22 protein-coding genes and 2 pseudogenes are annotated in these 23,106 nt (G+C 67.3%); 7 read left to right on the forward strand and 17 right to left on the reverse strand.

The window, feature by feature from the left end; translation table 11 throughout:
• Positions 1-19: 19 nt before the first annotated feature.
• Positions 20-559, reverse strand: a pseudogene (locus tag NRF20_RS46075) (winged helix-turn-helix domain-containing protein).
• Between the two features lie 442 nt (positions 560-1,001).
• On the opposite strand from NRF20_RS46075, the gene NRF20_RS46080 reads away from it, so the two are divergent.
• The 3 genes from NRF20_RS46080 to NRF20_RS46090 all read left to right on the forward strand — a co-directional run bounded on the left by NRF20_RS46080 (position 1,002) and on the right by NRF20_RS46090 (position 2,343).
• Positions 1,002-1,289 (forward strand): hypothetical protein, encoded by a 288-nt coding sequence (locus tag NRF20_RS46080; protein ID WP_398634404.1) that lies wholly within the window; start codon positions 1,002-1,004, stop codon positions 1,287-1,289.
• Between the two features lie 115 nt (positions 1,290-1,404).
• Complete coding sequence (locus NRF20_RS46085) at positions 1,405-1,938, forward strand: kinase (RefSeq protein ID WP_413754702.1); 534 nt, start codon at positions 1,405-1,407, stop codon at positions 1,936-1,938.
• Positions 1,939-2,067: 129 nt separating this feature from the next.
• The gene (locus NRF20_RS46090) at positions 2,068-2,343 is read left to right on the forward strand and encodes a hypothetical protein (RefSeq protein WP_398634403.1); all 276 of its coding nucleotides are present in this window, start codon (positions 2,068-2,070) and stop codon (positions 2,341-2,343) included.
• A gap of 129 nt (positions 2,344-2,472) precedes the next feature.
• Here NRF20_RS46090 and NRF20_RS46095 read toward each other — a convergent pair whose 3' ends face one another.
• From NRF20_RS46095 to NRF20_RS46110, 4 genes are read right to left on the reverse strand one after another with little or no spacing between them, the layout of a single operon-like run.
• Positions 2,473-2,691 carry a hypothetical protein gene (locus NRF20_RS46095; protein WP_266365938.1) on the reverse strand — a complete coding sequence of 73 codons (219 nt, stop codon included), beginning with the start codon at positions 2,689-2,691 and terminating at the stop codon, positions 2,473-2,475.
• A gap of 43 nt (positions 2,692-2,734) precedes the next feature.
• On the reverse strand, positions 2,735-4,579 hold the full coding sequence (locus NRF20_RS46100; protein ID WP_398634402.1) for an alpha-keto acid decarboxylase family protein: 1,845 nt from the start codon (positions 4,577-4,579) through the stop codon (positions 2,735-2,737).
• The gene (locus tag NRF20_RS46105; RefSeq protein ID WP_413754482.1) at positions 4,576-6,687 is read right to left on the reverse strand and encodes a flavin monoamine oxidase family protein; all 2,112 of its coding nucleotides are present in this window, start codon (positions 6,685-6,687) and stop codon (positions 4,576-4,578) included. The genes NRF20_RS46100 and NRF20_RS46105 overlap by 4 nt, the downstream gene beginning before the upstream one ends.
• Positions 6,688-6,703: 16 nt before the next feature.
• Positions 6,704-8,194: a Dyp-type peroxidase gene (locus NRF20_RS46110; RefSeq protein ID WP_413754483.1), complete on the reverse strand. Its 1,491-nt coding sequence runs from the start codon at positions 8,192-8,194 to the stop codon at positions 6,704-6,706.
• 189 nt (positions 8,195-8,383) lie between these two features.
• Here NRF20_RS46110 and NRF20_RS46115 point away from each other — a divergent pair, with 189 nt between their 5' ends.
• A complete protein-coding gene (locus tag NRF20_RS46115; RefSeq protein WP_413754530.1) occupies positions 8,384-9,625 on the forward strand; it encodes an IS4 family transposase in 1,242 nt (413 codons plus the stop codon).
• Positions 9,626-9,841: 216 nt separating this feature from the next.
• Here NRF20_RS46115 and NRF20_RS46120 read toward each other — a convergent pair.
• From NRF20_RS46120 to NRF20_RS46130, 3 genes and pseudogenes are all read right to left on the reverse strand, one after another.
• Positions 9,842-9,982 (reverse strand): annotated as a pseudogene (locus tag NRF20_RS46120) (IS5/IS1182 family transposase); the annotation flags it as partial.
• Between the two features lie 231 nt (positions 9,983-10,213).
• The gene (locus NRF20_RS46125) at positions 10,214-10,771 is read right to left on the reverse strand and encodes a competence protein CoiA family protein (RefSeq protein WP_398635404.1); all 558 of its coding nucleotides are present in this window, start codon (positions 10,769-10,771) and stop codon (positions 10,214-10,216) included.
• Positions 10,772-11,008: 237 nt separating this feature from the next.
• The gene (locus tag NRF20_RS46130; protein WP_413754484.1) at positions 11,009-11,158 is read right to left on the reverse strand and encodes a hypothetical protein; all 150 of its coding nucleotides are present in this window, start codon (positions 11,156-11,158) and stop codon (positions 11,009-11,011) included.
• A 52-nt stretch (positions 11,159-11,210) separates the two neighbouring features.
• Here NRF20_RS46130 and NRF20_RS46135 point away from each other — a divergent pair, with 52 nt between their 5' ends.
• Positions 11,211-12,089 (forward strand): NAD-dependent epimerase/dehydratase family protein, encoded by an 879-nt coding sequence (locus NRF20_RS46135; RefSeq protein WP_413754485.1) that lies wholly within the window; start codon positions 11,211-11,213, stop codon positions 12,087-12,089.
• A gap of 120 nt (positions 12,090-12,209) precedes the next feature.
• On the opposite strand, the gene NRF20_RS46140 is transcribed toward NRF20_RS46135, so the two are convergent.
• The 7 genes from NRF20_RS46140 to NRF20_RS46170 form a co-directional block, all read right to left on the reverse strand.
• Entirely contained in the window at positions 12,210-13,049 is an 840-nt protein-coding gene (locus tag NRF20_RS46140) for an endonuclease/exonuclease/phosphatase family protein (RefSeq protein WP_398635331.1), read from the reverse strand.
• A 367-nt stretch (positions 13,050-13,416) separates the two neighbouring features.
• Positions 13,417-13,815, reverse strand: coding sequence for a DUF6262 family protein (locus NRF20_RS46145; protein ID WP_398635329.1), 399 nt, complete (start codon positions 13,813-13,815; stop codon positions 13,417-13,419).
• Positions 13,812-14,324: a hypothetical protein gene (locus tag NRF20_RS46150; protein WP_398635330.1), complete on the reverse strand. Its 513-nt coding sequence runs from the start codon at positions 14,322-14,324 to the stop codon at positions 13,812-13,814. The genes NRF20_RS46145 and NRF20_RS46150 overlap by 4 nt, the downstream gene beginning before the upstream one ends.
• Before the next feature lie 461 nt (positions 14,325-14,785).
• Positions 14,786-15,823 (reverse strand): IS630 family transposase, encoded by a 1,038-nt coding sequence (locus NRF20_RS46155; RefSeq protein WP_413754309.1) that lies wholly within the window; start codon positions 15,821-15,823, stop codon positions 14,786-14,788.
• A gap of 111 nt (positions 15,824-15,934) precedes the next feature.
• Positions 15,935-17,392 (reverse strand): IS701 family transposase, encoded by a 1,458-nt coding sequence (locus NRF20_RS46160; RefSeq protein WP_413754486.1) that lies wholly within the window; start codon positions 17,390-17,392, stop codon positions 15,935-15,937.
• 370 nt (positions 17,393-17,762) lie between these two features.
• Complete coding sequence (locus NRF20_RS46165) at positions 17,763-18,329, reverse strand: dihydrofolate reductase family protein (protein ID WP_398635395.1); 567 nt, start codon at positions 18,327-18,329, stop codon at positions 17,763-17,765.
• 420 nt (positions 18,330-18,749) lie between these two features.
• Positions 18,750-18,965, reverse strand: coding sequence for a transposase (locus tag NRF20_RS46170; protein WP_413754487.1), 216 nt, complete (start codon positions 18,963-18,965; stop codon positions 18,750-18,752).
• Between the two features lie 85 nt (positions 18,966-19,050).
• Between NRF20_RS46170 and NRF20_RS46175 the strand changes: the two genes are divergently transcribed.
• Together NRF20_RS46175 and NRF20_RS46180 are read left to right on the forward strand one after the other, a co-directional pair.
• Positions 19,051-20,303 (forward strand): IS3 family transposase gene (locus tag NRF20_RS46175; RefSeq protein WP_413754315.1). Its coding sequence is split into 2 segments (ribosomal slippage): positions 19,051-19,333 and positions 19,333-20,303, totalling 1,254 coding nucleotides; the frame shifts between segments, so codons are not numbered across the junction.
• 33 nt (positions 20,304-20,336) lie between these two features.
• Positions 20,337-21,785: a hypothetical protein gene (locus NRF20_RS46180; protein WP_413754488.1), complete on the forward strand. Its 1,449-nt coding sequence runs from the start codon at positions 20,337-20,339 to the stop codon at positions 21,783-21,785.
• Positions 21,786-22,244: 459 nt separating this feature from the next.
• Here NRF20_RS46180 and NRF20_RS46185 read toward each other — a convergent pair whose 3' ends face one another.
• The gene (locus NRF20_RS46185) at positions 22,245-22,571 is read right to left on the reverse strand and encodes a DUF6233 domain-containing protein (protein WP_413754489.1); all 327 of its coding nucleotides are present in this window, start codon (positions 22,569-22,571) and stop codon (positions 22,245-22,247) included.
• Positions 22,572-22,573: 2 nt separating this feature from the next.
• Positions 22,574-22,924 carry a hypothetical protein gene (locus tag NRF20_RS46190; protein WP_398635321.1) on the reverse strand — a complete coding sequence of 117 codons (351 nt, stop codon included), beginning with the start codon at positions 22,922-22,924 and terminating at the stop codon, positions 22,574-22,576.
• Positions 22,925-23,106: the final 182 nt, after the last annotated feature.

The raw sequence follows: 23,106 nt of genomic DNA on the forward strand, positions 1-23,106 counted from the left end.
GACCTCGCGCGTGGCGGCCTCAGCGACTGGCTGGCCTCGTCCTCACAGACGATCCAGGCCCCGCGGGCCGCCGCCGTACTTTTACCTGCGGCCACACCTCCTTCTTCCACAACTCCACAGCTCCGTCGTCACGTTCGATCGCCCGGCGGGCCGGTTGTTGCTACGACCAGCCATGGCGTTTCAGCAGCCGCCATGTCCCCTCCACCGTGTAGCCGACGTGGAACAACCGTCCGATCAGAGTCTTCACCCGGGCCAGTGCCCACCGCTTGTCAGCCCAGCCATGGGCGAGCGGGCCGCGCTCCAACTCCCGCTCCAGTTCGGCAATTTGGTCTGCCGAAAGCCTCGGACGCCCTGGCGATCCCTTTGACCGGACACCCTCTTCACCCCGCTCACGCCACTGACGGCGCCAGCGCTCCACCGACCGCTCGCTCACCCGCAGCGCGGCCGCGATCTCCCGGTTCTTCGCGCCGCTCTCGAAGCGACCGACCGCTTCCAGCCGGATCCGCTCTCTTGCAGCCCTCTTGGCATCGGTCAAACCGCCGCCCTGCGCGTATCTCACACCCCACAGCTACCGACCCGACTCAGCCGATGTCAGGCGAACGGCCCGACATCACCCAATCAAGTTCAGTAGCGCGCTGCAGGTAGCAGCCCAGTTTGCGAGCGGGCCTACTGCGCGCTGCTTTGCCCGGTATGGTCGGCGGAACGGCTTTGTGGGCGCGAGTGATCATGGCCCCGACACCTTATAGATCGCCAGTGGGGGGATCCGCTTCGTGGATAGCGGCAGCTTAATCATTGCCGGGCTGACGGGGGCTACTTCAATTCTGGCGAGCTGGGTCGGCGGGAAAGGGAGTGTGAGGGCTTCCGTAACTCAGGCAAAGCACGCTCGTGCCGCCCAGAAGGCGGCCCAGGCTCGGGCTGATAGGTGAGCGATATATGTTGAGTTAACACAGAAGGCGCATGCTGTAGGCGCAGAATTTAGGAGCGTCCTTCCGGCTTTCAGCATGCAAGGCGTCCATGAGCGCAAAGAGGCGTTGCGTCGCGTCCATGAGCGCCATACTGCACTGCACGACGAGATGATGAAGGCGCTGCAAGTTGTGCTCATTGAAGGACCGAACGACGTGGCCCAGGCAGCCTCTGACCTTGAGGGCGGTTCCGTGGATATGTACTTTGCCCTCGCGGAAATGACTGAAGAGGGGATGCGATACAACCCGAACTTTGATAGTGCCTATCATAAATTCTGGGATACTTTCGAGGCGTTCAAGAGCGTTGCGCGGCGGAATATCCACTGAATCGCTGGAATCCAAGTTGGAGTGTACGGGGCCGACATGAGCCGAGACGCCCCATGTGTGGCATGCCTTCGCCGAAATCCCGGTGTCAGTGGTCGCCGGTAGCCTCCGCTGGATGATGGTGGGCACCGAAAACACGAGACTGGTCGTCCTGCGCGGGAACAGCGCCTCGGGCAAGTCGTCCGTCGCGGCCGGCATCCGTGACCGCTTCGGCCGCGGCCTGGCCTGGGTGGAGCAGGGCAACCTGCGCAGAGTCGTGCTGCGCGAGCGGGACCGGCCCGGCGCGGCGAACGTTGGCCTGATCGACCTGACAGCTCGCTATGCCCTCGACGCCGGGTACCACGTAGTGGTCGAAGGGATCCTGTACGCCGACCACTACGGTGAGATGCTCGCTCGGTTGCGCGCCGACCACCGTGGCCCGACCCACGGCTACTACCTGCACGTGCCGTTCGAGCAGACCCTCGCCCGCCACGCCACCAAACCGATCGCGCACGAGATCAGCGAGCCGCAGCTGCGGGACTGGTACCGAGAACTCGACCTACTGCCCGACGACAGCGAGAATGTCATCGAGGCCGACAGCACCCTCACCGAGACGGTCGACCGAATCATGCTCGACACCGGCCTGGCCGACCTTCCCGCGCTGGAGCACTGACAGGATGGCTTTATTCACGAGTAGTGGGCTCTGGCTCACTTTCCGTGGAGGGCTGACGGAGTGTGATGTCGGTGGTGTGTGGTGGGATGGCCGGGCTCTGCTGCCGTGGCGTGCTGGGAGCCCGCCTTGATGTCCGTGTACTCGACTCTGAGCCAAGCCCTGACCGAAGCCTTGGTCGACGCCTTGTGGTTCGTCGAGGGCAGCGAAGACGAGCAGATCGATCCGGACGACGCGGTCAAGGTCCGGGAGGGTGTCGCCCACTTGGCCGGCAAGTTGTCGAGCGGCCAGCGGAGCGAATTGATCGACCTGCTCTGGACGATGGCCGAAGCGGAGTCCGACCTCGTGCGGCGGGAGTTCTTGGAACTGTTCCCGGAGGGCTTCGGGCTCCTTGACCGTGTGGTCTGACCTGTGCTTCACGAGTCGAGCAGGACGCGTTGACGGAGTAGGGCGAAGCCGGCTGGGCCGAACATCTGGCGTTTGAGCATCTTGATTCGGTTGACGTGGCTCTTGACGACGCCTAACTCCAGGGCAGGGTCAGGCCGGCGACGACAACGTCGCGATCGTGGCCCGCGGCGAGGGTGCGGAGGCCGGGCAGGTCGTCTTGGCGGACGGCGTCGAGCCGCTCGGGGAGCTGTTCGCCTTGGCGAACTCGGGCCGGGCCGCGAGCGGTTCGTCGTGGAGCCGGCGGGCGGTGCCGGTCCTGCGCCAGGGGGTGCGGACCATCAGTTCGCTGAGCACGGACGCAGCGCGCACCGGCCCCCGATCCTTGGACCGGGGCCGGTGCGCCGTACGGCGGCTATTTGCACTTTTCGTCGATCTTGTACTGGAGTGCCCGCGGGTAGTCGTGCCGGTTGAGCCGGACCCGGACCAGGATCGGGGCGTGGTTGATGTCACTGCCCGGATCGGCGATGTCGAGCAGCAGTGACTCCAGCTCGGTGTGGGTGGTGAGCTCCCGCCCGTGCATCCGGTCCTTCTCCGAGCCGAAGACCTCTGCCAGCTTCTCGTACTGCCACGGGTGCAGCACGTTGTAGAAGTCGGCCCCGTCGGACGGCTTCTCCTTGTAGTAGCAGGGGCTGACCAGCATCTGCTCGATACCGTAGAAGCCCTCGTTGTCCAGGACGAAGACCACCGGCCGCAGGTGGTGGCGCACGTGCGTGGACAGCTCCTGGCAGATCTCCTGGAACGATCCGTCCCCGACGAACACCAGCGGCCGCTTGAGCGGCTGCTGGCGGGCCAGCGCCACCCCGGTGGCCGCGCCGACCGAGTAGCCGATGGACAGCCAGCTGTTCTGCGCCACGAAGCTCGCCCGCTCCGCCATCTGTAGATTCATCGAGCCCAGCAGTGCGAACGCTGCGTCCGAGACCACCGTGAACGGCGAGGTGGCCTCCGGGCCGTCGCCCTGCGCTTGGCTCAGCAGGAAGGCGTTCATGTGCTGGAAGAACCCGTCGTATGTGAGCTCCTCGGGGTAGTCCGTGCTGCTCAGGCCGGTCAGGAAGGCGTTCGTGCTCGCCGGGACCTGCCGGTCCTTGGCGTGTGCCAGCGCGAAGAGGTCGGCTTCGAACGCCCGCTTACCGAAAGCGACACCCAGCGCGTCCCGCAGTGCCGGGACGAACCGCGCCAGTTGGACGTCCGGGAAGTACTGCGCGCCGACGCTGACGCCCTCGTGGGCGGCCACGATCCAGTCGTCGCCGATCGACTTCTCGCCGCCGAGGTTCTTCGATGTCGACCAGGTGCCCAGGCCGATCCGGCACCCGGCGGCCTTGAATGCCTTGCGCACCTCCGGCAGGCTCGCCTTGCCGTTGTAGACGCCTGTGAAGCCCGGGGTGTTCTCGGAGACCACGGACTTCGCGCCGACGGTGGTGCAGAACGGGATGCCGGTCAGCTGCACCAGCGAGACCAGCTCCCGCTCCAGCCGGTTGCGCTCGATCTCCTCGCCCGCCCACAGCACCGGCGTGCCGAGCCGTTCGACCAGCTTCACCGAGGCCTCCACCGCCTTGGCGAGCATTTCCTCGTTCTTCTTGGTGAACGGCCGTTCCTGACCACGCAGTTCGCCCTGCGGGGCGGCGCACGGGGCATTCCAGAGGTCGTCCATCACCTCCAGGTAGACCGGCCTGCGCTCGGTCAGGCCGGCGATGATCGCGCTGTCGATCTGCGAGGGCGCGAGCCCGGGGTTGGAGATCACCTGCGCGTCCACCGTGACCTGCCGGTAGACCTCCAGATTGCTCTCCCGGCGCTGGCTCATGTGCGAGGTGAGCAGACCGACCGCCTGGTAGTTGAGCCACTGCTCGTACGACGGCGCCGCGTTGATCGCGATCACCGGCACGTACTCGACGTAGGCGCCGCCGATCGGGTTGAGCAGGCTGAATGCGCCCACGCCGTAGGTGACCGCGACGGCGGCGACGCCCTGCTCGCCCTTGGCGAGGTCGGCGTCGGCGGCCCGCACCCGGGCGTAGGCGTCGGCGGCGTAGCCGCCACCGATCTCGGTCGGGGTGCCGACCCAGCGGACCCCGGTGGTGGCGTGCATGATCGTCAGGAACGGGCCGAGGTGGTCGCCCGGCACCCCGAACAGGTGCCGGATGCCCAACTGCTCAAGTCTCGTGGCCAGGTAACGGCCCACCGTCCATTCGTCGTTGCCGCTCATCTGCTCATCATCTCCGTTCTGCGTGCGCGTCCGGTCCGCACCTCGGGCCGGATCTCCGGTTTGGCGCGGGGTGGTGGCGTGGGTGCCTCGTGCACGGTGATCGCCGCGCGGACGGCGGTCTCCACCGCGCCCTCGATCCAGGCGTGCTTGAGCGAGACGTGCTCGCCGGCGAAGTGCACCGGGCCCTCCGGCTTGACCACGTCGAGGTGGAAGCTGGTCATCTGGTGCGGGGTGTACACCGCCGCCTCGCCGAAGGCGTACGGGTCGCGCAGCCAGCTCTGGGTCTGGCCATAGCCGGTGTAGAACACCTCGATCCGCCGGCCGTGCACCGACTGGAGGTTGCGCAGCGCGTACACGTACCGCTCGGCGTCGGCCATCGAGTCCCAGCGCACCGCGTCATCCGACCAGCTGTAGCTCGCCAGCACCACGCCGCCGCCGTCGCTGTCGGGCACCGGGTGCGAGGGGTAGTACATGAAGCGGTTCGGGTTGTCGGTGGTCGAACCGCCGCCGAAGCAGTTGGTGGCGGGGCGCACGCTCGCCCGGCGCAGCGGGGTGTGCCGGAAGACCTCCAACTGCTCTTGGCTGATCCGGCTGGAGTCCACGCTCCGGTGGGCGCCGAGCAGCACCCTCGGTAGATTGGGCGGTGGCCGGTGCCCGTTGTGCGCGGCCAGCGCGGCCGCCTCGGCGTCCTCCTCGCCGGCCCGCTGGTAGTACTCGTACAGGCCGGGCTCGATGGAGTCGAGCTCGTCTTTCCAGTCCGCCTCGGTGAACTCCCACCACCGGCGGGAAAACTCCAGCAGCACCTTGGTGGCCTGGTCGTAGTGTGTCTCGATGATCGCCCGGCGCTTCTTGTACGAGTACGGGGGCGAGACCTGGACGAACCGCAGCGCGGAGAACGGGACGGTGACGATCGCGAAGTCACCCTTCCAGACCGTGGGTTCGGCCTCTGGGTCGCCCTCGGGCACGGTGTGGACGGCGACCTGGGGGCCGTTCGGCCCGACGTCTTGGCCGGCCCCGCCGTCGCGGCGCGGATCCCAGTACTCCATCCGGATCATCCGCTCGCCCATTTCGAGTTCGTCCTGGAGCTCATCGGCGAGGGCGTAGGGCAGCTGCCAGCTGCCGCCCTCGATCTCCCAATAGGTGGCGTCCGGGTTGATGTCGCTGCGGCCCAGGAAGGTATGGAAGAAGGACAGGTGCAGCCGCGAGGTCATGTTCTCGATCGTGCCGATCGCCTCGATGGCCTCGTCACTGAAACCCGCGTACTCGCGCAGGAAGCGGCCCATCGAGTAGCCGTCGAAGTCGCGGATCACCCGGGCCCAGCCGTCCAGCCACTCGGCGAACGGCTTGCGCACCCGCTTGCCGTTCTCGATGCTCGAGTAGTAGTCGCGGACCGGCTCCAGCGCCTGGTTGACCATCTCGCCGGCTGTGATCCGCACCTCGTCGCCGGTGAGGTGGAAGCCCTCGTTGACGCTGCTCGGGTCGGCGGCGTACTCGCTGCGGCGGGCCTGAATCCGGTTGGTGCGGATCCAGCTGTTGAAGCGCTTGACCGGCTCGCGGAAGTCCGGGCTGTCCTCGCCGTACTTCCAGACCTTGCCGTCCTCGAAGGACTCGTAGACCACCGGCGGGACGGGCGTGTTCTGGTTGCCGGTGCCGGGATCGACGTCGACGTTGCAGAACAGCTGCCGTTTCAGGCCGAGTCTGTCGACCAGGGCCAGGGTGAGCGGGTGGAAGCTGGGCAGCCGCATCGCTCCGGCCTCCCCGTACTGCACCGGGTCGTAGAACGGGCCGTCCTGCTCGTCATCGGTGGAGCGGAAGGTCTTGATCCGCCCGCCGACCCGGTTGGCGTTGGCCTCCAGGATGGTGACGTTGTGCCCGGCGTCCTTGAGTAGCTTCCCGGCAACCAGACCGGCGATCCCGGCGCCGACGATCAGCACGTCCTTGGGCTCGTCGGTCTCCGGGATGCCCTCCTTGATCAGGGTGTCGAGGTAGCACAGCTTCAGGTCCTTGTCGTCCGGACCGACCAGCAGCAGCTCGCGGGCCAGCTGCCAGCAGGTCTGCTGGCGGGCGCGGTCGTTGGCCGTGCCCTCGACGGTGGGTCTCTCGTTCATGGCCTCTCCTCGCCGCTCAGGAGCCGATTGACTTGTTGGGAAGGTCCTCGCCCTCGGCGAGCAGCCGCAGCGTGCTGATCGAGGGGGTGAAGGTGTAGAGCGCGCCCGCGGTGCGGACGAAGCGCTTCATGTCGACCGTGCCGAAGGTGCCGTCCGCGAGCTCGATCGAGGCCTTGCCGGCGAGGCCGGTGACCTTGTCGAAGCCGTTGGCGACCACCTGGTCGGACCGGCTTTCCCCGGGGGTGAACGCGTCGTCGTTGGACCAGTGCTGCTGGACCAGTTCGAACTGCTCTTCCAGCGAGGTGCCGTAGCAGACGAACATCAGCCCGCGGTCCTTGCCGTCGTCCGGGCCGCCTTTGAACTCAGGGCCGTACGGAATGCCGCGGCGCATCAGGCGGTGGCTCTTCGGCTTCTTGTCGACGATTCCGGCGAAGGCACGCGGATGGGTACGGCGGATGTGCGCGGCCCAGGGGGTGTGCTGGCCGACGGGGTCGTTCGCGTAGTCGAAGTCGTTCCGGTCCGAGCCGAGGCCGGTCACGGCGCTGCACGGCGGGGCGAGCGGTGTGCCGTCCTTGGCCCGGCCGACCAGACAGGCACCGAGCCGGTTGGCGTCCATGTTGCCGGTGAAGTTCTTGGCGCCGTCCACCACGGCCTTGTTCCAGCCGGCGACATCCTGGCGAAGGCGGCGCACCACTTGGAGGGAGCCGTTCTTCATCCACGCCGGCGCCTTCCGGTCGCCCTGTTCGCTCTTGTAGCCGAAGACGAACTCGCCGGGTTCGATCAGCTCGGTCCCGGCGTGGTTGTCGCGGAAGCCCTCGCGGCTGGCGTCCTCGCGGTGGAAGTCCTTGACGCCGGGCTGGGAGATGCCGTCCTTGTAGCCGAAGTGCTCGTGACCCTTCAGATCGCCCTTCAGGGTGCGGCCCTCGTCCACATGGACGCGCGTGATCTGGTGGGTCTGCTCGACCGTGTCGAGGTTCTTCAGCTTCTCCTTCAGCAGCGCCTCGGTGTCCGCGGCGACGATGAGGACCGCGTGCACGACCTTGTCGCCGGTGCCGGCCCCGAACAACCAGGTCTTGGGGTCGCTCTCGCCAGTGTCCCCGAGGTCCTTGGCCCGTGCGGCCGCGCCCGCGCAGAACGACGTGAAGGTGCTGAGGTCCTTCTTGATCTGATCGGGTTTGTTGGCGATCGTCACGAGGCCCTCGAAGGTGAGGGAGACCCCGCAGCGGACGGTGGTGATCGACGGGTCGCGGCCGAAGGCCCGGCGGGCCAGCGAGAACTGCTCGTTGAAGTCTTCCGTCTCGTTGGTTGTGGCGACGGTGTTGAGGATCGCGGAGAGCCAGCCGCGGCCCTTGACGGCGTCCGGGAAGCGCAGGTAGCGGAAGTCCATGAAGTCCTTGTTGAACGCGGCCAGGATGTTGCCCTGGATGTCGGTGGACCCGCGCAGCTCCGGCTGGGGCAGCTGCTCGATGGACGGGACGGCGGTGGGACGGGTGGGGGTCGTGGTCACGGTGGGGCTCCTCGCGTGGGGTGGAGGGCGGCGGCAGATTCGTAGGGGGACGGCACGATCACCATCGATCACAGAACGTAATCAATAAGATACTTTAAGTAACTATGTCGCCCTGAGCTCTGTCAACCGGAGGCCATCCCCTAGGCCCAATACCGGTGACTTTGAGGGTGTCGGTTCGTTGTGTTGAGTGTGCCAAGGCCGGGACAGGTGAAGTCGGTCGGGGGCGAGCGGTTTTCGGATCGCATCGCTCTCGGAGTGTTAACGCGCACGTTTACGCCGGATCTGGTGGACGAGGTGGTGGCGGAGTGCGGGCGTGTTGAGCAGCGCCAGCGGCTGCTTCCGGCTCGGGTGGTGGTGTATTTCGTGCTGGCGATGTGCCTGTTTTCGGGGCAGGGGTATGAGGAGGTCGGGCGTCTTCTCACGCAGGGTCTGGAGCGCCAGGGCCGCTGGGCAAAGGGGTGGCGGGTGCCTACGAGCGGAGCGATTGGGCGGGCGCGGCTGCGGCTGGGGCCGGAGGTGTTGAAGGCGTTGTTCGCCCGGGTGTGTCGGCCGGTGGCGGTCCCGGGGTCGCGTGGCGCGTGGTTTCGGGGGCTGCGGTTGGTTGCTGTGGACGGGACGACGTTCGATCTGCCGGACACGGTGGCGAATGCCGGGTCTTTCGGGCGTCCGGGGACAGGTCGTGGTCAGGGCAGGAGTGCGTATCCGCAGGCCAGGGTTGCGGCTCTGGTCGAGTGCGGCACTCATGCGGTCTTTGCTGCCGAGGTCGGTCCGCTGGCGGTGCACGAGACCGTGCTGGCCGGGCGCCTGTTCTCTTCGTTGACCGGGGGGATGCTGCTGATGGCCGACCGCGGGTTCCTCGGATTCGACCTGTGGCGGGCCGCCGCGGCAACCGGCGCCGACCTGCTCTGGCGGGTCAAAAGCAACGCGGTGCTGCCTGTGGTGAAGTCGCTGCCCGATGGTTCCTACCTGTCGGAGATCGTCGCCGCCCGTGACAGGAACCGGCGGGCCGACCCGGCCCGGGTCCGCGTCATCGAGTACACCCTTGGCCCACGCGGGAAGGACGGCACCGTCTACCGGCTGGTCACCACCCTCCTCGACCCGGACACTGCGCCGGCGGCGGAACTTGCCGCGCTCTACGCCGAACGCTGGGAGATCGAGACCACGCTGGACGAGATCAAGACCCACCTGGGCGGGCCACGGCTGGTCTTGCGCTCCCAGCACCCGGCCGGGGCCGAGCAGGAGATCTTCGCGTTCCTCCTCGTTCACCATGCCGTGCGGGACCTCATGCACGGAGCCGCACGACAGGAGGGACACGATCCGGACCGGATCTCTTTCACGCGCGCCGTGCGCGTTGTCCGCCGCCAGGTCACCGCCCAGGCGGGTTTTTCCCCCCTCCCGACTCACGCGGGCCCTCGCACAGACTCTGCTTGAAATCGGTCAACGGCTCCTGGAACCAAGGCGGTTACGCTCCAATCCCCGTGTCATCAAACGCAAGATGTCCAACTGGGCCCTCAAACGCACCGAACACAACAACCAGCCCAGGCTGGACACCCCAGTCATCACCCTCGTCGGACCCACCAAACCAGCCCCGACCTCCCGGAAAAAGACCTAAATCACCGGTATTGCCCCTAGGCCCTGTCTCTTTGGTCAGCGTCGGGTCCAGATGAGGATGGCGGCGAGGTGGAGTGCAGCCTGGTAAGCGATGGCGAGCTTGTCGCATCGTGTGGCCAAGCCCCGCCACTGCTTGAGGCGGTTGATACAGCGTTCGACAGTGTTCCGCTGCTTGTAGTCCTCGGGGTTCCTGGTGCCGCTGCCGTGCTCGCTCCGCCTCCTGCTGCTCCGCCTTCACCAGGTACTCGAACTCTTCCCGGATGTACTGCGGGGCCGTCCAGGCCACGCGGCGGGGCTCCAGGGGATAGGACGTGGGCCGCTGCCGGTCGTGGGGGCCGACGCGACAGGTGAACACCCATTGCAGGAACTCCGTCGCCGGGACTTGCGGCCCCGCTTTCCACCAGCCTGCTACGAACTTGGCCAAGCCCTCCGCGACGACCAGGCCGCCGTCGTCCCCCGCGACCAGTCGGACGGTACGAGTCCGAGCCACGGCGGCCTCGGCCGGTCGCTGAACCACACCGACGTCACGTCGTCCGCCAGCATCCGTTCCGTACGGGCCTCGATGTCCATGGCCGTGATGGGTGACAGCTGCGCCTCCAGTGCCACCCGCCAGGCTCCGCCAGGATCGCTCGCCATCACGTCCGCCCGCCATGTGCCCTCCGGTCCGCGTACCTCCATCTCTGCGTCCGCACCGGCGGCGCGGGCGGCGGCCGCCAGCTCCAGCTTCAACAGGTGGTGCGCCATCGACTCCCCGGCTGCCGCGCATTCTGGGGCCCCCGGAGCGTGGGCAAAGAACCGCAGCCCGGTCGGCGAGACCTTCGCCCGCAGCGGGTGCCGACACTCGTCGCACGCCAGCGGCGCGACCGGTCGCACCCGCCACACGTCCTCCCACGCCCGCCCGCAGCCGAGATCCGGCAGGTGTGCGAAGACTGTTCCCCATTGCTCGTGTACGGCGCGGAACGCCACGGTTGCCCCCTTCTGGTCGGGTGTGGACAGCGGAAGTGTGCCGCACGCCACTGACATCCGTTCACCGCGACAGCTGACCAGGCCGTCGACCAGGGAAGATTCCCACAGGCGCCACTTGGCCGTAGCTATACGAGAACAGGGCCTCGAGGCCCGCGAGTTCGCGGAAACTGAAGGTTCTTCACGCGAACCCGAGGGTGCGGTGTCCCGATTCTTGGGGATGCACCCGCGGGTTCGCGGTCAACCCGCAGGGTCTGCCTCGGCTGTCTGCTCCAGCAGGGCGCGTGCGGAGTCCGCGTAGCGCATCGCGGTCTTCTCGTCGAGCCCGAACACCTCGGCGAGGTGGAGCGGGTCGGGCCCGCGGGTCAGGGTCTCCGAGGCTTGGGTCAATTCCGATCTAGGCTGAGCTCACACCGCCGCCCCCTCTGGGACTGGAGTCTTCATGCGTGTCTTCGTCGCTGGCGCCACCGGCGCTGTCGGCAGTCTGCTCGTCCCGATGCTGGTTGCGGCTGGGCACGAGGTCACCGGGACCTCACGGACCCTGGCCGGGATCGAGCGGATCAGAAGCCTCGGAGCGACGGGAGTCCAGGCGGACGCGCTCGACGCGGACAGACTGCGGCGCGCGGTCTGCGCGGCAGCACCGGAGGCAGTGATCCACCAGCTCACCGACCTCTCCGGCGCGGACGGGGCCGCCAACGGCCGAATGCGCCGCGAGGGTACCCGGAACCTGGTGGAGGCTGCGAAGGCGGCTGGGGTCGGCCGGATCGTCGCACAGTCGATTTCCTGGACGTACGCGCCGGGCGAAGGCCCGGCCGAGGAGGTGGTACCGCTCGACAGCACGGCTGCTCAACCTCGAGCCCGGATGGTGGCCGCCGTCAGGGCCCTGGAGGAGACGGCAGCCGAGTTGGAGACAGCGGTCTTGCTGCGCTACGGCCTGCTGTACGGGCCCGGCACCTGGTACGCACCGGGCGGCGCTGTCGCGGCGGCCCTGGCGGGCGAACGGTCGGCGCCCTTCCTGGGGAGCACCGTGGCGAACGATGCGGTGAGCTCCTTCGTCCACGTCGCCGACGCGGCAGGCGCGGCGCTGGCCGCGCTCGACTGGCCAAGCGGACCGGTCAACATCGTGGACGATGAGCCCGCCCCCGCCCGCGAGTGGCTTCCGGCCCTGGCCGAAGCCCTTGGCCTGCCCGCACCCGGCCCGGTGGCGGGTCGGCAGGAGTGGGAGCGCGGCGCCCTCAACACGCTTGCCCGCAGCCGGGGTTGGCAGCCCGAGTGGCCGACCTGGCGGACCGGTTTCGCCGCCCATCGCGACATCCCGTGAGTTCTCCAGAATCATGCTGAGGTCCTTCCCCACCGCCGGCGCCGTCAGCATGAGCCTCCTCGACTTCGACCAGGCCGCAAAACGGTCGGACGAAACGAGAAGGCTTCAGGAATTCCGACGTTACGTCACGAGCTGGCCGGGCATGCCAACGAGGAAGAAGCCCCCAGGCCAGGGGCTCTGGAGCGCAGCAGGAGTCTCGGGAACTCGCGTGATGTCGCACAGACCGTGGTGGTCGCTCGCTTCCTTCGGTGCGTCGAGCAGTCGGTAGTCGGAGACGGCTCCGGCGAGTGGGCCGGACACCCATGCTTGGTCGATCCGGTCGTCCGTTCCGGTTGGCGCGAGCAACTGGGTGTCCTGTCGGTGTGACTGCTCGAACAGGTGCCAGGCCACGTCGACGTACCCGTTCTGCGCGAGCTTTCGTGTGACCCGCCGATCGGGCTCAGGGGCGACGCCCGGGTCGAAGTCGCCGTCGGGCAGGAGCGTTCGGGACTCGACGTTGTACGGCCTCATCTCGGAGAAGTCCGGGAGCGGACTCCTGGACGAGGAGGGCGCGTAGTTCACGTCACCTCCCAGGACAGCGAAGGGCCCGTACTTGTAGCCGCGGGTGGCCGCGTAGTTGGCTTCGATCAGGGCCTGCTCGGCGGACATGGGCGTGAAGTGGACCGGCATGAAACTCAGCGGGGCGGGCAGCCCGGGGATGTCGAAGCTGGTCACGGCGATCCCGTGCAGGACCTCGGTGCCGAAGTCGGAGTTGTGGCGGACCCACCTCCCCAGGACTTCGCGTCGGAAGAGCAGAGCGGTGCCGATCCCGCTGCGTGAGGGAGCGAGCGGCGCCGCGTCAAGGTCCAAGTCGTGCATGGCGCGTGCGAGCTGCTTGTGGCCGTAGCGGTGCCATTCCGGGATCTCGCAGAGCAGAGCGACATCGACGCGTTCCGCAGCGCCGTTGATCCGCTCGGCCAGCTGGGGCTAACGATCCTGGGGGTTGCCGTCGCCGTCCTGCAGGCCACCCATCCCCAAGTTCTGAACTACCACCGACAGTTGCATGTGCTGTCCCTCTCCTCTTGGCGTTCTTCCGAGTCGTACAAGTTCTTTTGGCGGCCCGCGCCAGCAAGGCCGACGCGGGCCGGAGCGGCTATTTCTGGTGCCCCACGCCCTGCGTCTCCAGGAGCTGGGCCTCCAGCTCGGCGATGCGTCGGTCGGCGAAGCGCGCGTTGTCGCGAGCGGCGTTGAGCCGGTCCTGCAGCGAACGGCTCTCCCCGGTCAGGTCGCGGACCTGGCGCTTGAGATTGGCGTTGTCCGTGGTGATCCGGACGATGTCCTGCTCGTTTCAGGGCGAGCGCAGATCACGTACCTGCCCGAGAAGCTCTCCGAGCTGACGGCGTTGGGCGAGGACCTCGTCCTGGGCGGCCTTGAGGCCCTCCTCCGCGTTGAGAGCTCGCTCCTGCCAGGACGCCTCCAGCGCCTCCTGTTCTGCTCGCCGGCCTTCGATGCGGCGGCCGGCCGCCTTGGCGACAGCCTTGTTGATCAGGATGCGGGCTTCGGCGTGCTCGTAGAGAAAAGTCCGGGACACGTCGGCCCGGCGCGCGACTGCAGCGACCGTGATCTGGGTCCTGGACTTGAGCATGCTCTCCAGAGCCTCGATGCGTTTCAGCATGAAGTCCGTCCGCTCGCGGCGGGCCTGGAGGGCCTGGGCGGTGCGCGGGGCAGGTGCCGGCGACGCGTTCATGCTGGTACCTCGCTGGCCATGGCGTCGTCCGGTGCCTCAAGGGCGGCGAGATCCGTTGTGCGGAAGGCCGTGGACCAGATGCGCTGGAAGTAGTCCTGAGGCCGGCGCAGATCGAGAGCGAGTGCTTCTTCAAGCAGGCCCAGCCCGGCCAGTGCCCGCTCCAGCCCGTCGATCGCCTGTGAAGTGGGTTCGAATTCCGCGTGCAGGTAGTCGGCGGTCGCGTTGTCGGGGGCCCGCTCGGCCAAGGACCGCCATTGATCGCGTTTGCGGCGCCAGTAGAGCAAGTCGGCGCCGGACATGACGAACCGGTCGCAGCCCTCGCAGTTCAGCTTCCAGGGGCAGGCGGCACCCTCGACGACGGGCTGGGACGTGCAGAATCCGCCCTCGGTCGGGGTACTGCGCCGGGACAAGTCCAGCGCCATCGCCTGTGCCTCTGCACTGCTCAGGGCCTTGGCCGTGGAGGGCGAGGAGAGAATCTTGCCTGGAACGTCCGATCCGGGACCGCCCACCCAGATGCTTCTTCCACGCTGTGCAGATCTCCTCAGCGATCTGGCACTCACTCACCCATAGGAAGGTGCGCAGCAAGTTGTCGCGGTCGGCTTTTCCGATGAGCGCCCCGATTTCCTGGCGGAGACGTCGGTCCGCGAAGCGGGTGGGTGTCACGCCCGCAGTTCTGTCAATGATCACCGCGTGAGCGTACACACGGCCTCTGACATGGGCTTATACCGAGTGCGGGTGCCCGTCATTCGCGCACCGTTGCCCGCCTCCACGGCCGCCAGCGACCCACCTTCGCCACGATGCAAGGAGGGCCCCTCAAGGCCTGACGTGCCGAACCCCGCTCTTTCTACGGCCCGGTGAGGATGTCGTGGGTGCCGATGCGGCGCCAGACGATGTGCTGCGCGCCTTCTCTGAACTAACGATTCGGAGATCATTTACGGGACAGCACTAGTGTCTCGTGATCCTGATCGTGTCAGTTTGAGTTGTTATTGACGAGTTTCTTCATGTTGGTCTGGACGAAGCGGACCTTCGCGAGGATCTCCTCGGCGGATGTGGTCCAGGTGAACGGACTCGCGTGCTCATTCCAGGAGTTGATGTAGTCACGGATCTGCTTGACCAGGACGTTGACGCTGGAGAACGTGCCGCGGCGAATGGACTGCCGAGTAAGGATCCCGAACCAGATTTCGATCTGGTTCAACCACGAGGAACCGACGGGAGTGAAATGGAAGTGGATGTGCGGGTTCTCCTCCAGCCACGCCTTCACCTCCGGCGTGGTGTGGGTGGACAGGTTGTCCAGGACAACGTGGATCTCTTTGCCGGCGTGCGGCTTGGTCGCCTTCTTCAAGAAGGCGAGGAAGTTCGCCCCGTTCCGACTCGGCTTGCACTCGCCGGTCACCTCACCGGTATGGACATTGAGGGCGGCGAACAGATTGGTGGTGCCGTGCCGCACGTAGTCGTGGGTGCGCTTCTCGCTCGCGCCGAAGGCGACCGGCAGCACCGGCTGGGTCCGGTCCAGCGCCTGTATCTGCGTCTTCTCGTCGATGGACAGCACCACCGCGCCGCCGGGCGGGGCCAGGTAGAGGCCGACGACATCGGCGACCTTGTCCGCGAACGCGGGGTCCTTCGAAATCTTGAAGGTGCCGTTCCGGTGCGGCTTGAGATTCTCCTCCCGCCAGACACGGGCAACGTAGTGCCAGGACACCGAGATGCCCTCGCGTCGTTTCATGTGATCGGCCAGCGTCCGGGTGGACCAGTGCGACAGCCCCGAATCCGCCGGCGGGGTCATCTTCGTCAGCGCAATTACGCGGCCCCGCGTCTGCGGCGGCACTTGATCACGCCCGCCCCCGCGGCGTCTCTCCTCCAAGCCGGCCAACCCCCGGGCGGCATAACGGGCCTTGCACCGGTCCACCGCCACCGGCGACATTCCGGCCAACTCGGCAATTTCCTTACGCCGCCGTCCCTCGCCGGACCACAGCACGATCCGCGCACGCAGTGCCAGATCAGCCGTCACGTGACGAGAGTTCGCCAACTCCCGCAGATCAGACATCTGTTCAGAGCAGAGATCCATACCGGGCTCAACGAGTAGAACGACCACAGGTTCCACCAACAGGATCACGAGACACTAGCGGTGGTTTGTTAGACCGGGGAGTAGAGATCGAGTGGATGGCCTGCGCCGACGGCGTTGATCAGGGCTTGAAGTTCGGGTGGCGGGGGTGCGTTGCTCCACGCTCGCCAGCAGCGTTGGAGGGTGGTCCAGGGGTCGAGCCAGGCCCGGACGGCGCGGATTGCCTGAGGCCAGCTGGCCGGTTGGGGCTGGTGGGGTCTGCTGGGGCCCCCTCTCAGCCGGCCCCACCGCTGTGACAGTCGGCGGGGCCGTGGGGACGACGGCGGGCTCCCGGTCCGGAGGTTGAGCGAACCAGGTGTCCCAGCAGAACGAGAACGCGCAGTTCACCAGGGTCTGGTGGCGGCGGATGGCGGTATCGGAACGGACCTGGAAGTCGGCCCATCCCAGTTCGTCCTTGATCTGCTTGTAGCTCTGCTCGATCCAGTGTCGGATGCCGTAGATCCGGACGACTTCATGCAGGTCGGCGGCCGGTTCGGAACTGTCGGCCTCGCGGGGTCCGCCGGGGCGGGGCAGGTCGGTGGCCAGGTACCAGGTGGCTTGCGGGGGAAGGGTGGCCGGGTCGGTGGTGGCCACGACGAGACGGACGTTTCCGTCGGGTCCCCACCAGCCAAGGGTCGCGTCGGCGGCCCACCAGGTCTCGGTGTGTCCGTCGCGGAAGGTGCGCTCGACGGAGGTCCAGTCACCCGGGTGCTCGGGGTCCGTCCAGGTCAAGGCGTGGGCGGCATGGACGGGGGTGTAGGCATCCTTGCCGTAGGCCCAGGTACCGTGGCTCGGTTTGAGAGCCATGACGAACGGCAGTCCTGCCGAGGCGAGTTGTCTGCGGAAGCCGTCCTGGTCGCCGTAGGCGCAGTCGGCGGCCACGGCGCGGAAGGCCACCCCGGCAGCCTTCGCGGTGCGGGCCAGTTCTGCGGCGATCTGCAGCTTCGTGCGGAAGCCGGGGTCGCTCTTGCCCTTGGGGAAGTGATGGGCGGGGCTGTAGGGCACGGCGTGCAGCGGGTAGTAGAGGTTCTCGTCGGCCCAGCAGGTAGTCACGGTGACGATGCCGTTGTCGGTCTTGCCCAGCCGGCCCAGCCACTGGCGGCCGATGTGCGCGGTCGCCTTGCCGTCCTTGCGGTCGCCCGAGTCGTCGATCACCAGCACCCCGCCTGGGTGCGGGGCGGTCGCGGGATCGGTCAGCAGCAGTTCCAGTCGGCGGGCGTTGACCTGCTCGTGGTCCCAGGACGACTCGGACAGGAAGAACTGCAGCCGCTGTACCGAGGCGCGCTGGGCCCCGACGACGGGTTCGGCGCCGGCCAGGCAGGTCAGGGTCTTGTTCCGGTCCCGCGGCAGCAGCAGTCCCGCGAGGTACTCGCGGAACCCGCGGCGCTGTGCCAACGTCGAGAGCAGGTCATCGAAGCGCGCGGCGTAGGCTTCCAGCGGGCCCGGAGCGGGCGGACACGGCAGACGGCGAGTCATCACAAGCCCCCAGGCGGCGAGGCGACGTTCCTCTGCTACCGGCCTACTACGGCCCTGACCCGCCGTCAACAAACCACCGCTAGGGCCATCGCTCTCAAGCGATGTGGCAACCCGGCAGGTCAGCAGACCGCTGTCTGTTAGATGCACTGCGACAGGACAGCCGGTCAATGCGGACCGCCGAGAAGACGACACGAAGCTGAGACTCCAGCGTCCGACACGACGTGAGACTGCGGGCAAAGTCGCTGGTCACGAAGGCCGCCTCCGACACGAGCCCTGTAGGGTCTCGCGGCTGATGTCGTAATCTCACGGGCCGTGTCGTACCGATGTCGTATACGACATCACCGTGAGACTAGCGTGCGGGTGCTGCTGCTCAGCGCCTCGTCTCGTACCTGGTCAGGACCACGCCGCCGGGAAACGTCCGCGTCTCCACCAGCTTCAGGTTCACCCAGCTGTCCAGCGCGGTGAAGAACGGCGTGCCGCTGCCCACCAGGACCGGATAGGCGGCGATCGCGTACTCGTCGATCAGCCCGGCGCGCATGGCCGCCCCGGCGAGCGTTGCGCCGCCGATGTTCATTGGGCCGCCGTCCTCGGCCTTGAGCCGGGTGATCTCGGCGATCGCGTCGCCGGTGACCAGGCGGGTGTTCCAGTCGACCTTGTCGATCGTCGAGGAGAACACCACCTTCGGCGTGTCCCGCCAGTTCCGCGCGAACTCGATCTCCGCCGGGGTGGCGTTGGGCTGCTGGTCGCCGGTCGGCCAGTAGGAGCTCATCGTCTCCCACAGCTTGCGCCCATACAGCGACAGGCCACTCGCCTGCTCGTGGTCGAGCCACCACCGGAACAGTTCGTCGCTCGGCGGTCCGCTCCAGCCGATGTCGTCGCCGGCCGCGGCGATGTAGCCGTCCAGGGTCAGGTTCATGCCGTAGATCAGTTTCCGCATGGCTCAGCCTTCCGTCCGTGGGTGTCCGGCGTATAGACCAGCGCGGCGCGGGAAACTCATCGGTGTGCGATCTGGGCTCGCCGGTAGCCCTCGTGCTCGGGGCTCAGCGTGGTGTACTCGGCCGACTCGGACAAGCCGCCTGATCTCGACCTCGCCCTCGCGAGGAAATGCCACGGATTTGAGACTGATCATGGGTGACAAGGCCGTGAGACAGCCAAGAACGCCCAGGTCACGCAAGATCGACATGTCACGAGCGGCGAGACCCTACACGCCCTGTAGGGTCTCAGATTTCGTGTCCTAATCTCAGGCGCGATGTCCAAGTGAAGTCCTATCGGACACGATTCTGAGACTGGCTGGCCATCGACTAAGCGGCTCTGGTGAAGTTTGCTGCTGATCCTCGGATACGGGTTCGTTGGCGGGTCAGCGCCTGGTCCACGGCGGCGCCGATAGCTTCGATGCTGGTGTGGGCGCGGTGGGGGAGTCCTCGTACTTGGCCGAGCGCCAGATGCCTTCGATGTCGTTGAGTCCGGGGCTGCGGGGCGGCAGGTAGAGCAGCTCAAACCCGATCTTCGCCAACTGGTCGCGGCGGCCCTTGAACGCCTTGTCCAGGTGCGCGGAGGCGTTGTCCAGCACCACCGTGCACGGCCTCGGCCGACGCCAGAGACCCACACTGAACCGCCCCGGCTCGAATGGAGACTCGATTTCATGAAAGGATCGAGTCATGGCACGACCTTCCCGTTACCCGCTTGAGCTCCGCCGCCGCGCGGTGCGCATGGTCGCCGAGGTGCGCGACGACTACCCGAACGAGACGGCCGCTCTGCAGGCGGTGACCGAGAAGCTCGGTATCGGGTCCCGCGAAACACTGCGGAACTGGCTGAAGCAGCACGAGATCGACGCAGGCACGCGGCCGGGGACGACGACGGAGGAGTCCGCTCAGCTCAAGGCGTTGAAGAAGGAGAATGCCGAACTCAAGCGGGCGAATGAGATCCTGAAGGCCGCGGCGAGTTTCTTTGCGGCCGAGCTCGACCGGCCACACACACGCTCGTAGCGTTCATCGACGAGCACCGGGACCGCTTCGGCGGCGTCGAGCCGATCTGCAGGACGCTCACCGAGCACGACTGCAAGATCGCCCCTTCAACCTACTACGCCAACAAGAAACGACAGGCCGCTCCGTCAACACGTTCAGTGCGGGACGCGGAGCTCAAGGAGCTGATCAGCCAGATCCACACCGCCAACCACCGTGTCTACGGGGCCCGGAAGATCTGGCGCGAGCTGAACCGGCAGGGGCATACCGCAGCCCGCTGCACCGTCGAGCGTCTCATGCGCGAACTCGGCATCCAGGGCGCGATCCGCGGCAAACGCGTGATCACCACGCTCCCCGGCGGGCAGGTCGACCGGGCCCCGGACCGCCTCGACCGTGACTTCGTCGCCCAGGCCCCGAACCGGTGCTGGGTGGCGGACTTCACCCACATCAAGACCTGGTCCGGCGTCGTCTATGTCGCGTTCGTCTTGGATACCTTCTCCCGCCGGATCGTCGGCTGGTCGGCCGCCACCGTGAAGGAGACCGTCTTCGTCCTGGACGCCCTGGAGATGGCCATCTGGCAACGTGACCGCGACCAACACCCCATACAGCCAGGTGAGTTGATCCATCACTCGGACGCCGGGTCGCAGTACACGAGTTTCAGGCTCGCCGAGCATCTGGACGCCGCCGACATTGCCGCCTCCATCGGCTCGGTCGGCGATGCCTACGACAATGCCCTGATGGAGAGCGCGATCGGCCTGTACAAAACCGAGTTGATCAAACCCCAGCGGCCCTGGAAGACACTCTCCCAGGTCGAGCTCGCCACCGCCGAGTGGGCCGACTGGTACAACCATCGCCGGCTCCACGGAGAGATAGGGCACATCCCACCCGTCGAGTACGAAACCAACTACTACACGGAACTCACGAAACCCCAGGTCACAACCACAATCTGAGATCTCTATCGAACCCGGGGCGGTTCACTGGGCATGAACACGTTCGGGATGTGGCGGCTGGCGCGGAAGTACGACAAGTTCCCGACGCCGGAGGAAAAGCCGTACAGCCCGTTCAACCGGCAGGAACCCCAGGAAGTGTTCGACGGCACTCAGGTCTACTCCTGGGCGGCCGGGACGGCAGAGTTCGCCCACCGCGGCGCCGTCCTGCTGCGTCCGCTGCCCGAGGACCCGGCTCCGGGCCGCTGGCTCGGATACAAGGACACCGTGCGGGGGCCGGCACTGGACTGGCACACCGACCTCGGTGTCATCCGCCTCGTGCACTGCGGCGACTCCAAGGCCGCCACCGACGTCGCCTCCGCCATCACCAGTAACGGCAACAAGGACGGCGTCGTCACCGTCTGCGCCCTGTACGGGGACATGGGCTTCCACGGGCCGGCGCTGGTGGCGGCCGACACCGCGCACCCGGGCATCGAGTACGAGGCCAGCTGGGGCGATGTCGCGGCTCTCGTCGGCCAGGTGCTGCCCTGGTGGCCCGACCTGCTGCGCCTGCCGAGTGTGATCCGCGAGTGGAAGCCCGACGCCCAGGCGGCCGTGGTCGAAGTCCCGGCCAACGACAACGAGAAGATCCTGTGCCGGGCCGCGGCCAACGACGTCTTCGACGTCACCTCGCGGGTGGCCGCGACGGACATGGCCAACAGCATCCGCAACAACCAGGTCGACCACACGAGCCACGAGATCGAGATCTTCTGTAAGGACGGGTACAGCGAGACACCGAACCAGGTCGTCGCCGGTGCCGTGCCTGACACCAGCCACCACCCGCTGCCGTGCGACGGGGACCGCGAGGCCCTCAAGGCCGGCTGGCACAAGCTCGCCCTGCACACCCACCCCGACGCCGTCGCCGCGCTCGAGGTCGCCGTCGGCCGCGAGCCGAACCTGCTGCCCTTCGGGGCCGTCACAGAGATCCCCGTCCGGCCGGGCACCATCAGCGACCGGTGGACACAGCGGCTGACGATGTGCGACCCGACCGCCGCCCACGCCGTCCTCGCCCAGGACGACAAGGCGGAGGCGTTCTTCATCGGCCCGCTCACCGACATGCCTGTCCTGCGCACCCCCGGCGACGACGGCAAGCAGGTGTGGCGGTTCTATGCGCCGCTGTCCCTCCCGGCCGGCGGCCCGGAGCTCGCCTCGGTCGTGCTGCATCACACCTTGTGGGTCATCACCAGCGACGGCCATGTCCATCCCGCGCCGTGCACGCCGACCGAGCACCTGTGGTGGGGCGACGGCTGGGGTGACCGGGCCAGCGAGGCCGCGGCCGTCGTCGATCAGCTCCTGGACGACCTCGGCGCCACCGTCGACCTGCACGAGCACTGGAACGCCCCAAAGGGCCTGACCGCCCTGTTCAACGAGGAACACAAGAAGGGCGCCGAACTCACCCGCGCCGCCCTGCTCCACGCCCGCATGACCCCGCCTCGCACGCGCTGAACCGCCTCTTTGCGCGCCCCGGCCCCGCTCGGGCCCGGGGCGCGCACCCGCGAGGCGCGGCTCACGCCTCGCCGATGTCCGGCCCCTCGCTGCTGCCATCGGCAGAAGCAGCGCCCTCGGTCGCTGGCTGGAGTGCCTGCCCGAGGACGTGAGGAAGTACAGGGCGACCATCCCGGCGTAGATGAACGCGCCCCAGCCCAGGGCCAGGACGACGACGTTCGCGTCACCGCGCGGGGAGCGCCCGGCGGTGTCATCGACCTGATGGCCGCTCTGAACGCCTCAGTGAAGAAGGCCAAGGAATCCCGCGGTGAGGGCGAGCACGCCACCATCCACGAGATGAAGCCCCGCAAGAAGGCGACCGCGAAGAAGGCCCCGGCCAAAAAAGACCGCAGCCAAGGAAACGTCGTCAACGAACAAGACCGCGGCGAAGAAGACCGGCGCCCGAAAGTCGAAAAGTGCTTAGGTCAGCCCCGTCTGCGGGTTGCAAATCTGGCATGCCTCAATGTCCGGTTCGTCCAGGGCGATGATCGCCTCCTGCCGGTTGATGAACCCAAGCTGGGCGCTGTACAAGGCGCAGCCCGCGCGGTGCAGCATCGCCGTCTCACCCGACCGCTTCGGCTGGATCTTCCACGACTGCTCAGCCCGCGCCCGCTCCCGGGCACGCTGCTCCTGCAGTTCCTTGACCTCAGGCTCACGGACCCGGTTCTCGGCCTGCCGCAGCTGGTAGCGCAACCAGTCGACCAAGGCCCGGTTCTTGTCCAGGTCGGATATGTCGCCGCCAGGCATGGCTACGCCTCGGCCGGCTCATGGGCGTGCTTGAGCGCCATACGGGCCTCGACACGGTCGCCGACGTCAACGGAATCCCAGAACGGGTGCGTGGACACGGTGATGCTGAGCTCCAGTAGCCGCGCCTGGAAATCGGCGAGTTTAGCGGCCTGCTCCTCCGTGTACCCCGGACTGTCTGCCTTGCCGGACCGGTACTCGGAGTGGAGTTGCTTCTCGCCCTCCCAGCCGGGCATCGGCTCGGCCGACCAAGGCAATGTCTTTGCGTACTGCTCGTAGGCGGCGCGGGTCTCGTGGAGGGAGATCTGGGCGTCGCACAATTCCTGGGGGAAATCGAAGGAGGTGGTCTTGGGCACGCACTAATGCTACGTCTGTTCGAATACCGGATGCGAATGACACGCCGAACCACCCCATAACAGGTCACCCACCCCCGAAATCCTGCCCAGAACCGCCCGCCCCCGCCATACCGGACCCGGCCTCGCCGCACCCCCGTCGGCGAGGCCATCATCCGGAGGTTGCTGCCGTACGCCGCATCTCC

It is taken from the genome of Streptomyces sp. R-74717 (assembly GCF_047305335.1).
Classification (GTDB): Bacteria; Actinomycetota; Actinomycetes; order Streptomycetales; family Streptomycetaceae; genus Streptomyces; species Streptomyces atratus.

Bases quoted from the DNA above. Each gene is read 5' to 3' on its own strand.
- NRF20_RS46080 (WP_398634404.1), top strand. From the start codon at position 1,002: ATGCAAGGCGTCCATGAGCGCAAAGAGGCGTTGCGTCGCGTCCATGAG.
- NRF20_RS46085 (WP_413754702.1), top strand. From the start codon at position 1,405: ATGGTGGGCACCGAAAACACGAGACTGGTCGTCCTGCGCGGGAACAGC.
- NRF20_RS46090 (WP_398634403.1), top strand. From the start codon at position 2,068: ATGTCCGTGTACTCGACTCTGAGCCAAGCCCTGACCGAAGCCTTGGTC.
- NRF20_RS46100 (WP_398634402.1), bottom strand. From the start codon at position 4,579: ATGAGCGGCAACGACGAATGGACGGTGGGCCGTTACCTGGCCACGAGA.
- NRF20_RS46105 (WP_413754482.1), bottom strand. From the start codon at position 6,687: ATGAACGAGAGACCCACCGTCGAGGGCACGGCCAACGACCGCGCCCGC.
- NRF20_RS46135 (WP_413754485.1), top strand. From the start codon at position 11,211: ATGCGTGTCTTCGTCGCTGGCGCCACCGGCGCTGTCGGCAGTCTGCTC.
- NRF20_RS46145 (WP_398635329.1), bottom strand. From the start codon at position 13,815: ATGAACGCGTCGCCGGCACCTGCCCCGCGCACCGCCCAGGCCCTCCAG.
- NRF20_RS46160 (WP_413754486.1), bottom strand. From the start codon at position 17,392: ATGACTCGCCGTCTGCCGTGTCCGCCCGCTCCGGGCCCGCTGGAAGCC.
- NRF20_RS46165 (WP_398635395.1), bottom strand. From the start codon at position 18,329: ATGCGGAAACTGATCTACGGCATGAACCTGACCCTGGACGGCTACATC.
- NRF20_RS46180 (WP_413754488.1), top strand. From the start codon at position 20,337: ATGAACACGTTCGGGATGTGGCGGCTGGCGCGGAAGTACGACAAGTTC.
- NRF20_RS46185 (WP_413754489.1), bottom strand. From the start codon at position 22,571: ATGCCTGGCGGCGACATATCCGACCTGGACAAGAACCGGGCCTTGGTC.